Consider the following 12,263-nt stretch of genomic DNA (forward strand, 5'->3'; position numbering starts at 1 on the left):
TTATAAATAAAACAAATCTTTAAAAATGATAAAATGCATTTTCAATATGATTCAATTTTAAGGCTCCTTTTTCTTTATGTACTAGTACAATATCAAATTGTACTTCAAAATCTAAATCATTATCCACTATGTAATGATTTGCCGCCATCACCAAAAGTTTAATCTTCTTAGGTGGTATCATATCACTCAATTCCCCAATAAAATCAGTACTTCTAGTTTTAACCTCTAGTACTATTACTTTATTATTTTTTTGCGCTATAATGTCAATTTCAGCTTTTAAATATCGATAATTTCTATACCGTATTTTATATCCTTTTTTGAGTAGATAATCGACCGCAAATTGCTCTCCGATAGAACCTAAATCATTATGATCTGCCATTATTTTAAATTAAAATTTGCGCATATTACGCAGTTCATCGAAAATATTAGTGTTTTAACGTCTAAAATAAGCATACTTACGTAATTTTATTGCGGTTATTGAGTTATAATATAAATCTAATAACTTAATAAACACTATTTTAAAGTAGAAGATTACCCCCAAATAAACCTAAAATTGAACTTAAGGACCAAATAGTATGGAATATTTTATCAATTGTAATACTTCGTCATTAGCGCCATTTACGGCACCTCTAGACAAACAAAAAGTAGAACACCTATATAGACGTATTGGGTTTGGTAGCTCTGTTACCACTATCAATCAGGCATTGGGGCAATCGGCAAGTGCTTTAGTAGATTCCTTAATTGACGAAGCTTTAGCAAAACCCTTAACAGCTGCGCCAGCATGGGCAAATTGGACAGGAGCAAACTATCCAACGGATGATGATCTTCGTGGTGACATGATCAATGCACAAGTTGCCGAATGGCGACTATCTTACGGTAAATCAATACTAACCAATAATTTAAGAGATCGTTTAAGTTTTTTTTGGAGCAATCATTTTGTAACAGAATTACAAATTTACGATTCTCCTCCTTTTCTTTACCACTACATAAATTGCCTACAACGTAATGCTATTGGAAATTTTAAAACCTTCACTAGTGAAATTGGATTAACTAGTGCAATGCTTTATTATTTAGATGGAGTTTACAATAATGGCAACAATCCAAACGAAAATTATGCACGTGAAATCTACGAGCTGTTTTGTTTAGGAGAGGGGAATAATTATACTGAGCAAGATATTATTGAAACAGCAAAGGCTTTAACCGGCTATGTAGAAAGAGGTGAAATTCAGTGGACTCCAGTTACTTTTAGAGCAGACCGTCATGATCCAGGGAGTAAAACAATTTTAGGTCAAACAGGAAATTGGGGGTATGATGATGTGATAAACATTCTTTTCGCTCAAAGACCTAATGAAATCGCTGGATTTATTTGCACTAAATTATATGAATTTTTTGTGCATCCTGATTCTAACGATCAAGCAGGAAATGCAAAAACTGTAATAGATAGTATGGCAGCTACCTTTATTTCAAATAATTTTGAAATTGCTCCTGTCCTTAGACAACTATTTAAAAGTCAGCACTTTTTTGACAATGAAGCCATTGGTGTGATTATTAAAAGTCCGTTTGATTGTTTTTTCAATCTTATTACAGAAACCGATTTTACTTACACAGACACAACCGTAGCAACCGCGGTTAACTATTCTGGGATGTTAAGTCAAGAATTGTTTAATCCTATTGATGTTGCTGGTTGGCAACGAAATAGATCTTGGATAAACACAAACTTCCTAATCGGAAGGTGGTTATCTTCAGAGTCATTTTTAGATGACTACTTTGCACAAAATCAAGAACAATTTAGAACTCTAGCCATGGACGCTGTAGGGGCTGCTGACAGTAACACCAGTAACCCAGAAATTGTAGTAAGAGCGCTAGTTAACAAATTTACTCCAAAAGGAATGCTTACAGAAGCAGATTTCCAAAATGCGATGTCGGCCTTTAAAATTGAGGATGTTCCTGAGAATTACTATTCACCCGATCACACTCCTGGTGGATTAAGCTTATGGATCTTAAGCATTAGTCAAGAAGTGCCTAAACAAGTACATCTTCTATTAAGACATATTGTAAGACAACCTGAATTTCAACTAAAATAAAAACCTACTATTATGTGCGATACTCATCATACATCACCCCATAAAGGAAAAGATCATGAAGGTCATGATTTAGAACATAAAGCATGGAGCCGACGTTCATTTTTACAAGCATTAGGAATAGCAGGTTCAGGAAGTATGTTGTTAGGTAGTCAATACTTAACTGCCTCTGCTCCATCACCTTTAACAGCCGCAATAAGTATGGCTGAAACAGATAATATTTTAATACTAATTCGTTTATCAGGCGGAAACGATGGTCTAAGTACTGTTATTCCTATCGAGCAGTATGATTTATATGCCAATGCAAGACCAAATATATACCTTCCGGAAAGTAAGATTTTAAAACTTACAGATGAATTCGGAGTTCCTACTTATATGAAAAATTTAGAACCATTGTGGGGAGAAGGTCAGTTTAAAGCTGTGCATGGTGTAGGTTACGAAGGTCAGAGTTTATCGCACTTTACGGGATCAGATATTTTTGCCAATACAGATTTAGATACTACAGGATTCTCAGGTGAGCCCACAGGTTGGATGGGTCGCCATTTTGAAGATCTTTACCCAGATTATTTAATTACTCCTCCGGAAGCTCCTGCAGCAATTCAAATAGGAAATTTTGGAAGTTTAGTTTTTGAAGGAAATGAAACCAATTATGCTTTCGTTACCAATAATATAAATCAACTGGAGCAAATTGCAGATACTGGGTTACAATACAGTTTAGACCAAGCATTGTTTGATCAATGTATGTATGGCGATCAATTACGTTTTTTAAGAGGCATGTCTAATACTACTCTAGAATATGCTGGGAAAATTTATGATGCGGCACAAAGAGGTCAAAATCAAGTTGAATATCAGAATAACGACTTTGCTAGACAGCTTAAATTACTTGCAAGATTAATAAAGGGTAATTTAGGAACTAAAGTATATATGATTTCCATGGGAGGTTTTGATACGCATGGAAATCAACCATTAGCACACGAACGTTTAATGACCAACCTATCTGTTGCTGTAAATAACTTCTACGAAGATATTGCTTTTACAAATCAAGATGAAAAGGTATTAAGCATGACATTCTCTGAATTCGGAAGACGAATTTTCGAAAATGGTTCTAATGGAACCGATCATGGGAAAGCTTCACCTACGCTATTCTTTGGTTCTGGATTAAATGGTAGCGCCTTTGTTGGTGAGCATCCATCATTGGAAGACCCTAATGAAAGAGGGAATTTAGAATATACCATGGATTTCCGAGATTTATATGGAACTGTTTTGGCTGAATGGCTATGTGTGGACCGTACTTTAGTTGAACGACATCTTTTAGGACACCCTTATAAGGCAATTAACTTAGGATTTAACTGTAGTGGCGAGACTTTTGATGATATTGCTTATAGTGATGGTGATCCAACACCACCAACTCCTTTAGATCCAAGAGACCCTATTGCCATTGATCCAACACCAGAATTGTTAGAGGCAATAGTTCATAAACCATTTTACCCAACAGAAAAAACACCACATATATATCTAGAAATGCCTTTTACGGCTCATGTAGATATTCAATTGTTTAATATAATGGGGCAGAATTTAGGTACTATCTATAACGAAATCATGACTCAAGGTTCTATTGAGATTAATATTAGAGAGCGTATGTCTAAATTTATAGCTACCGGAAAATATATTTATAGAATTAGAGTACAAGATAAAAAAATGAGTAAATCAGTTATGGTAGCTTAAACACTAGTTTCTATTAACATTTACTTACTATGGCAGCCATTTCACTTGTTTTTACACAGGTGAAATGGCCTTGTCATTTTTAACACTATTTGGTTACTATTAATTTCTACTTTTTGAAAGTAATATAGAGCTCTCCCATAAAAATCTTTATTTTTGTGAGCTAATTACAAAAATAATGTCCGAAAGTCTTAAAAATCCAGCTAGATATACCATCACAGCTGCTTTACCTTATACCAACGGTCCAATTCATATTGGTCATTTAGCTGGTGTATATGTGCCTGCAGATATCTATAGCAGGTATTTACGTTTAATTGGCAAAGATGTTGCCTTTGTTTGTGGAAGTGATGAACATGGAGTAGCTATCTCCATGAAAGCAAAGAAAGAAGGTATTTCTCCCAAAGAGGTTATTGATAAATACCATACTATCATAAAAAAATCATTCGAAGATTTCGGAATTACATTTGATAATTACTCTAGAACATCTGCTGAAATTCATCATGAAACCGCATCCGAGTTTTTCAAAACTATGTATGAGCAAGGTGATTTTATTGAAGAAACTACGGAACAATTATACGATCCAGAAGCACATCAATTTTTAGCAGACCGTTTCGTAATAGGTACGTGCCCAAAATGTGGTAACGAGGAAGCTTACGGAGACCAATGCGAAAATTGTGGTTCTACACTCAATGCAACAGATTTAATCAGCCCTAAATCTACCATTTCTGGTGCTGTACCAACAGTAAAAGAAACAAAACACTGGTTTTTACCCTTAGACCGTCATGAAGCATTTTTAAAAGAATGGATTTTAGATGGTCATAAAAACGATTGGAAACCCAATGTATACGGCCAATGTAAATCGTGGATAGATGATGGATTAAAACCAAGAGCAGTAACACGCGATTTAGATTGGGGAATTCCAGTTCCTGTACCTGGTGGTGAAGGCAAAGTACTTTATGTTTGGTTTGATGCTCCTATTGGTTATATATCATCCACAAAAGAATGGGCTGCAAGAGAAGGAAAAGATTGGGAACCTTATTGGAAAGATGAAAACACCAAATTAGTGCATTTTATTGGCAAAGATAATATTGTATTCCACTGTATAATTTTCCCAAGCATACTTAAAGCACATGGTGGATACATTTTGCCGGATAATGTACCTGCGAATGAATTTTTAAATTTAGAAGGCAATAAGCTTTCTACTTCAAAAAACTGGGCAGTTTGGCTGCACGAGTATTTAATAGATTTTCCAAATATGCAAGATGTATTGCGCTATACATTAACCGCAAATGCACCAGAATCTAAGGATAATGATTTTACTTGGAAAGATTTTCAGGCAAGAAATAATAATGAATTAGTCGCTGTTTTTGGCAACTTCATCAACCGTGTGGTAGTACTTTCTAATAAATATTATGAAGGCATCATCCCTGTGCCTAATCAGTTTTCCGAAATTGACTTAGAAACTTTGGCAGAGCTTAAAAAATATCCTGAAATTATATCGAGTTCTATTGAGCGCTACCGTTTTAGAGAGGCAGGTCAAGAACTAATGAATTTAGCTCGCTTAGGGAATAAATACTTAGCTGATGAAGAGCCTTGGAAGGTAATAAAACAAGACGAAGAACGCGTAAAAACCATTATGTTTGTGGCATTACAAATCGCTTCAGCATTAGCCATATTAAGCGAACCATTTTTACCATTTACATCAGATAAACTTAAGCAAATACTGAATAACAGCTCAAGTAATACCGCAAGCGGTGCAAATTGGAATGATGTTTCTTCTAAAGAAATTTTAATCCCTTCCGGCCACAAAATAGGTCAAGCTGAATTATTATTTTCTAAAGTAGAAGATGAAACTATACAAGCGCAGTTAGACAAACTGCAGGCTACTAAAAAAGCAAATGAAATGGCAAATAAAGAAGTTACACCGCAAAAGGATACTATCACCTTTGAGGATTTTTCGAAATTAGACATTCGTGTTGGAACCATCATTGAGGCAGAAAAAATGCCAAAAGCCAAAAAATTACTGGTCCTGAAGGTTGATACTGGACTTGATGTAAGAACCATAGTTTCAGGAATTGCAGAAAGCTTTACTCCAGAAGAAGTGGTTGGTAAAAAAGTGACCGTTTTAGTAAATTTAGCTCCAAGAGCTTTACGCGGTGTAGATAGTGAGGGAATGATATTAATGACTGAAAATGCAGATGGTAAATTAGTTTTTGTAAATCCTGATACAGAAGGTGTTTCTAATGGTGAGACAATAAATTAATTTGTAACTTTAATAAAAAATATGTTATCAAAAACTATAGAAAAGGCACTTAACAACCAGATAAAAATTGAAGCTGAGTCTTCGCAAATTTATCTGGCAATGGCATGTTGGGCCGAAGTTAAAGGACTTGAAGGTGTGGCTGGTTTTATGTATGACCAATCACAAGAAGAACGTGATCATATGCTAAAACTGGTAAAGTTTGTAAACGAACGTGGTGGCCATGCACAAATATCAGAATTGAGTGCACCGAATGTCACCTTCAATTCATTTAAAGCAATGTTTGAAAAATTATTTGAACACGAGGTTTTTGTTTCAAGCAGTATAAACGAGTTAGTTCATATTAGCCTTCAAGAAAAAGATTATGCCACACATAACTTTTTACAATGGTATGTGGCAGAACAGATAGAAGAAGAAGCAATGGCACGCACCATTCTGGATAAAATAAACCTAATTGGCGACGATAAAGGTGGACTTTATTTATTTGATAGAGATATTCAGCAGCTTACAATTACTTCTGCATCAATAGAAGCACCAAAATAATTTAACATTTAATCTTATTTAGATTAAGTAAAAATAACTTAAGTTTGCCACGCAATATCTTATAGCATTTGTTGTGGGCAAAAAAAAGCAAAAAAAGAAGGAAGAAAAGGCATTAAAAAAGTTATCGAAAACCATTAAGGTAAAAGCCGATAAAGTAAAAAGTAAATGCTGTTCTAAATATAAGAAATCTGAGAGCAAACGTTGCAGTAAATGTCCTTGTTTTGATTTGATAAAAAAAGTTGCTTAATCTACTTATAAAAATTACTAAAAACCTATGCAGTTGTTTATCTTGCATAGGTTTTTAAATTTATAGACTACAATGCAGCTTATCCCCTATATTCTTAAGCATACCCAACTACCTGAAAAAAGCATCCAAAATACCGTTGAGCTTTTAAATGAAGATTGTACTATACCCTTTATTTCACGCTACCGAAAAGAGAAAACGGGAGATTTAGATGAAGTACAAATTGGTGAAATCGTAAAATTCAAAGACCAATTTGAAGTTTTAGAAAAACGAAAATTAGCCATTATAAAATCGGTTGAAGAGCAAGGTGTATTGACTTCTGAATTAAAGAAAAAATTAGAGGAGGCTTCAGATATAACTAGTCTTGAAGATTTATACTTACCCTTCAAGAAAAAAAGAAATACCAAATCAGAAGTCGCTATAAAAAATGGTTTAGAGCCATTGGCCAAAATCATCATGGCTCAGAATAATGATGATATAGACTTTATTGCATCGCAGTATTTAAATGATGAAGTAGTTAATGAAGATGAAGCAATTGAGGGTGCACAACATATTATTGCAGAATGGATTAATGAGCGTACGGATGTAAGAAACCAAATTAGACATCAATTAGAGAAATTTGCACAAATAACGACTAAGGTTGTTGGTACTAAAAAAGAGGATGAAAAAGCACAAAAATTTCGTGATTATTTCGATTGGAGTGAGACTTTAAATAGATGTCCATCGCACCGTTTGTTAGCTATTTTACGCGCAGAGAATGAAAAGTTTATTCGAGTTAAAATAGAAATTGAAGATGACAGGGCTATTGAAAAAATTGAAGAGCGCATTATAAAAACACGAAGTTCAAGTGCTAAGTACATTAAAGCAGCTATTGAAGATGCTTATAAACGATTGTTATTCCCTTCGTTAGCTAACGAAACTTTAAAATTAGCAAAAGAAAAAGCTGACGAAGAAGCGATTCAAGTATTTTCTAAAAACTTAAAACAGCTTTTATTAGGGGCTCCTTTAGGTGAAAAACGAATTTTAGCTATAGACCCCGGTTTTAGATCCGGTTGTAAAGTAGTTTGTTTAAACGAACAAGGCGATCTACTCCATAATGAAACTATTTATCCCCATGAACCGCAAAATGATAGCATTGGCGCCATTAAAAAAATTAGCACTTTAACTGATGCCTATAAGATTGAAGCCATTTCCATTGGCAACGGAACAGCATCTAGAGAAACAGAACATTTAATTAAACGAATACATTTTAAAAATCCGATAGAGGTTTTTGTGGTTAGTGAAGCAGGAGCATCCATCTATTCTGCATCAAAAATTGCCCGTGATGAATTTCCAAATTACGACGTTACGGTTCGTGGATCAGTTTCTATAGGGAGAAGATTAGCAGATCCTTTGGCAGAATTGGTAAAAATAGATCCAAAATCTATAGGTGTAGGTCAATATCAACACGATGTGGATCAGACCAAATTAAAAACATCTTTAGATACTGTTGTAGAAAGTTGTGTAAATGCTGTAGGAGTTAACATCAATACTGCCAGTGTGCCTTTATTGAGCTATGTGTCGGGCATTGGCCCTAAATTGGCAGAAAATATCGTTTCTTACCGCAACGAAAATGGTGCATTTACCAGTAGAACCGATATTAAGAAAGTGCCTCGTTTGGGGGGAAAAGCCTTTGAACAAGGAGCTGCGTTTTTGCGCATAAAAGGAGCAAAAAACCCATTGGATGATTCTGCTGTCCACCCAGAACGTTATGAATTAATTAAACAGATTGCGAAGGATAAAGGCGTTACTATTCAAGAAATTATTGGTAATAAAAAAGCATTGGAAAGCATCAATCTAGATCAATATTGTAATGATGACATTGGTCTGCCAACTTTAAAAGATATTATTAAAGAGCTTGAAAAACCAGGATTAGATACGCGTGAAAAAGCAAAAGTTTTCACTTTTAATCAGAATATAAAATCGATTACCGATTTGCATGAAGGACAGCTGTTACCAGGGATTGTCAACAATATTACCAATTTTGGTTGTTTTGTAGATATTGGCATCAAAGAAAGTGGATTGATTCATATTTCTAACCTATCCGATACATTTGTAAAAGATGTTAATGAACATGTAAGCTTACAGCAACAAATAATCGTAAAAGTTTTAGAGGTTGATGTGGCCCGCAAACGTATTCAATTGAAATTGCACAACTAAATACTATGCTCAAAATAGCATACCATCCCATTTATAAACATCCTTTACCCGAGGGGCATCGTTTTCCAATGGAAAAATATGATCTATTACCAAAGCAATTACTTTATGAAGGAACCTGTGTTGAAGCTAATTTTTTTGAGCCTGAAATTCCGAATGACAAATATATTCTTGCTGTTCATGATGCAGAATATTTTTATGATTTATTGAATATAAAAATAAATCCAAAAGAAGCTCGAAAAATAGGATTTCCACTTTCTGAAGATTTAGTAGAACGAGAGCGGATTATTGCCGATGGTACTATGAAGGCGTGCGAGTATGCCTTGCAGTATGGTATAGCCATGAATATTGCTGGCGGAACCCACCATGCATATTCAGATCATGGAGAGGCATTTTGCATGCTTAACGATCAAGCCATTGGTACTAGATATTTACAGGAGAAGAAATTAGCAGAAAGAGTATTGATCATAGATCTCGATGTGCATCAAGGAAATGGCACCGCTGAAATTTTTAAGAATGATGCTTCTGTATTTACATTTTCTATGCACGGGGAAAGCAACTATCCCTTTAAAAAAGAAAAATCAGATTTAGATATTCCTTTAAAAAAGGGAATTGAAGATGATGAATATTTATCTATTTTAATAAAAACGCTCCCAGAGCTTATCACAAAAGCTAAGCCCGATTTTATATTCTATCTTTCTGGTGTGGATGTAATTTCAACAGATAAACTTGGCACATTGGCTTTGACGCTAAACGGCTGCAAAAATCGAGATGAGATCGTTTTAAAAACTTGTTTCAATAATAAAATTCCAGTGCAATGTAGTATGGGAGGCGGTTATTCCCCAGATATAAAAACTATTATTGAAGCACATGCAAATACTTTCCGATTAGCCCAAGCCATTTATTTTTAACATTCTATTTAGATTTTATTATGCAGAATACCTCTTTGAAATGGGTATATTAGTTTCCGAACTAATTAACATGAACATAATGAAAACAAACAAACTACTAACAGCACTGCTGTTACTCCTTTCGCTAACATTTAGTATAGCACAAACTAGTAAAGATGTTGTGGATAAAATTGTTGCAGAAGCGAACAATAATTCTCAATTAGAAGTACTTGCTCATGAACTTATGGATGTTGTAGGGCCACGATTAGTGGGTACTCCACAAATGAAAAAAGCAAGTGATTGGGCTATTGCCACCTATAAAAAATGGGGAATAGAAGCGCGAATGGAAGAATACGGAACATGGCGAGGCTGGGAACGTGGTATTACTCATGTAGATTTAGTGTATCCAAGAGTAGTGAGTTTAAGCGGCATGCAATTGGCATGGAGCCCAAGTACAGGCAAAAAGGGAATAACTGCTGACCTAATCATCATTCCAGAAGTAACAGATTCTATTGCTTTTCAAAAATGGTTGCCAAACGTAAAAGGTAAAATTGTATTGGTTTCTATGAACCAACCAACTGGAAGACCAGATTATAATTGGGAAGAATTTGCTACTCCAGAGTCTTTTGAAAAAATGAAAAAAGATCGTGATGCTTTAGAGGAAGCTTGGAGTTCTAGAATGAAAAAAACAGGTTTTACTTCTAGAACAATTAATAAAGAATTAGAAAAAGCCGGAGCCATCGGTATTGTTCAATCTAGATGGTCTAACGGATTTGGTGCCAATAAAATATTTAGTGCCGATACTAAAAAAATCCCTGTAGTGGATTTGTCTTTGGAAGATTATGGATTACTATATCGCATGACAGAAAATGGCGATAATCCAAAAATTAAGGTTGTTGCAGAATCTAAAGAATTAGGCAAAGTACCTACCTTTAATACCATTGCTGAAATAAAAGGAACAGAACTGCCTGATGAATATGTAATACTTTCAGCGCATTTCGATTCTTGGGATGGCGCTACTGGCGCAACAGATAATGGTACCGGAACTATTACCATGATGGAAGCTGCCAGAATTTTAAAGAAAGTATATCCTAACCCAAAACGAACCATTTTAATAGGAAACTGGGGAAGTGAAGAACAAGGATTAAATGGTTCTCGTGCATTTGTTGAAGATCATCCTGAAATAGTTGCAGGCATTCAAGCTGTATTTAATCAAGATAATGGTACTGGTCGTGTAGTAAATATATCAGGGCAAGGATTTTTACATGCTTATGATTACATTGGCAGATGGCTAAATTCTGTTCCAGAAGATATCACCAAACATATTGAAACCAATTTTCCTGGCACACCAGGCGGTGGAGGTTCAGATTATGCTTCTTTTGTTGCAGCTGGTGCACCTGCTTTTTCTTTAAGCTCTTTAAGCTGGAGTTATTGGAATTATACTTGGCATACGAACTTAGACACGTATGACAAAATAGTTTTTGATGACGTAAGAAACAATGCAATTTTGACGGCAATTATGGCCTATGAAGCTAGTGAAGATGCCAGTAAAACATCACGTGAAAAATCGGTTTTACCGATAAACTCAAGAACAGGAGAACAACGTACATGGCCTGAGCCTCGTTCTCCAGAGCGCAATGGCGGTGTTGATGAAAAGTAATATATACAAAAAGCGGTCTTTATAGACCGCTTTTTTAAATTTGGGGGAAAAACAACATTAAAATAAACCAACTCGTATGCGTGACGTGTTTAAACCAACATTGGTTCTCACAGTTGTTCGGTTTGTAGGCCTGTAATAATTACGATTATAGCCATAATAGTAAAAAGTAGCATGACTGTAATAATGATGACTATGATGGCAGTGATCATCGCAATGATTGTAATGCTCCGCATAGGCATCTTTTTTTCCTTTCATATAAGCCTTATACGCCTTTCGATCGCGCTTTTTTAAATCATTCTCATATTGCTTTTGAGTTTCCCAGAATTCTTCATCCGATTTTTCATCCTCAGCTACAAATGATTGCTCAAATTTAGCATCTTCTTCTGCGCGTTGTTCGTAATACGTTTTAGAATCTATTTTTTTCGAATCTTCTACTTGTGCCATCACTGCCACAGTAAACATTAAATTTACAAGTACAATTAAATTTACTTTTTTCATGATTTCAATATTTAAAAATGGTTTAAAAAATACCATTGGTTTCTAATTAGACACGCCTAAAATGAAATACCCTACCCTTGTCTATTTTTTTTACATGATTATTTATTTTAAAGTCGCTCCAGCCAATAAAATATCCGTTCAATTAATAGTAAATTTGCGCTAACCTTGA

The 12,263-nt window shown here is 34.8% G+C and carries 9 protein-coding genes; 7 read left to right on the forward strand and 2 right to left on the reverse strand.

The genetic code is table 11. The features are described from left to right. Positions 1-19: 19 nt before the first annotated feature. Positions 20-379: a YraN family protein gene (locus B8963_RS02580; RefSeq protein WP_084059839.1), complete on the reverse strand. Its 360-nt coding sequence runs from the start codon at positions 377-379 to the stop codon at positions 20-22. 196 nt (positions 380-575) lie between these two features. Here B8963_RS02580 and B8963_RS02585 point away from each other — a divergent pair, with 196 nt between their 5' ends. The 7 genes from B8963_RS02585 to B8963_RS02615 all read left to right on the forward strand — a co-directional run bounded on the left by B8963_RS02585 (position 576) and on the right by B8963_RS02615 (position 11,596). Next, complete coding sequence (locus tag B8963_RS02585) at positions 576-2,084, forward strand: DUF1800 domain-containing protein (protein WP_084059840.1); 1,509 nt, start codon at positions 576-578, stop codon at positions 2,082-2,084. A gap of 12 nt (positions 2,085-2,096) precedes the next feature. Beyond that, positions 2,097-3,806 (forward strand): DUF1501 domain-containing protein, encoded by a 1,710-nt coding sequence (locus B8963_RS02590; RefSeq protein WP_084059841.1) that lies wholly within the window; start codon positions 2,097-2,099, stop codon positions 3,804-3,806. A gap of 175 nt (positions 3,807-3,981) precedes the next feature. Continuing rightward, complete coding sequence (metG, locus tag B8963_RS02595; protein ID WP_084059842.1) at positions 3,982-6,066, forward strand: methionine--tRNA ligase; 2,085 nt, start codon at positions 3,982-3,984, stop codon at positions 6,064-6,066. Positions 6,067-6,087: 21 nt separating this feature from the next. Next, positions 6,088-6,606, forward strand: coding sequence for a ferritin (locus B8963_RS02600; protein WP_084059843.1), 519 nt, complete (start codon positions 6,088-6,090; stop codon positions 6,604-6,606). A 319-nt stretch (positions 6,607-6,925) separates the two neighbouring features. Then, positions 6,926-9,049, forward strand: coding sequence for a Tex family protein (locus B8963_RS02605; protein WP_084059844.1), 2,124 nt, complete (start codon positions 6,926-6,928; stop codon positions 9,047-9,049). A gap of 5 nt (positions 9,050-9,054) precedes the next feature. After that, positions 9,055-9,957, forward strand: coding sequence for a histone deacetylase family protein (locus B8963_RS02610; RefSeq protein ID WP_084059845.1), 903 nt, complete (start codon positions 9,055-9,057; stop codon positions 9,955-9,957). A gap of 79 nt (positions 9,958-10,036) precedes the next feature. Further along, positions 10,037-11,596 (forward strand): M20/M25/M40 family metallo-hydrolase, encoded by a 1,560-nt coding sequence (locus B8963_RS02615; RefSeq protein ID WP_084060695.1) that lies wholly within the window; start codon positions 10,037-10,039, stop codon positions 11,594-11,596. Between the two features lie 57 nt (positions 11,597-11,653). Here the strand turns inward: B8963_RS02615 and B8963_RS02620 are convergent, their stop codons facing one another. Next, on the reverse strand, positions 11,654-12,094 hold the full coding sequence (locus tag B8963_RS02620; protein WP_084060696.1) for a hypothetical protein: 441 nt from the start codon (positions 12,092-12,094) through the stop codon (positions 11,654-11,656). Positions 12,095-12,263 lie beyond the last annotated feature (169 nt).

The organism is Cellulophaga tyrosinoxydans, assembly GCF_900176415.1.
In the GTDB taxonomy this organism is placed as follows: domain Bacteria; phylum Bacteroidota; class Bacteroidia; order Flavobacteriales; family Flavobacteriaceae; genus Cellulophaga; species Cellulophaga tyrosinoxydans.

Bases quoted from the DNA above. Each gene is read 5' to 3' on its own strand.
- B8963_RS02615 (WP_084060695.1), top strand. From the start codon at position 10,037: ATGAAAACAAACAAACTACTAACAGCACTGCTGTTACTCCTTTCGCTA.
- B8963_RS02600 (WP_084059843.1), top strand. From the start codon at position 6,088: ATGTTATCAAAAACTATAGAAAAGGCACTTAACAACCAGATAAAAATT.
- B8963_RS02580 (WP_084059839.1), bottom strand. From the start codon at position 379: ATGGCAGATCATAATGATTTAGGTTCTATCGGAGAGCAATTTGCGGTC.
- B8963_RS02605 (WP_084059844.1), top strand. From the start codon at position 6,926: ATGCAGCTTATCCCCTATATTCTTAAGCATACCCAACTACCTGAAAAA.
- B8963_RS02585 (WP_084059840.1), top strand. From the start codon at position 576: ATGGAATATTTTATCAATTGTAATACTTCGTCATTAGCGCCATTTACG.
- B8963_RS02620 (WP_084060696.1), bottom strand. From the start codon at position 12,094: ATGAAAAAAGTAAATTTAATTGTACTTGTAAATTTAATGTTTACTGTG.
- metG (WP_084059842.1), top strand. From the start codon at position 3,982: ATGTCCGAAAGTCTTAAAAATCCAGCTAGATATACCATCACAGCTGCT.
- B8963_RS02610 (WP_084059845.1), top strand. From the start codon at position 9,055: ATGCTCAAAATAGCATACCATCCCATTTATAAACATCCTTTACCCGAG.
- B8963_RS02590 (WP_084059841.1), top strand. From the start codon at position 2,097: ATGTGCGATACTCATCATACATCACCCCATAAAGGAAAAGATCATGAA.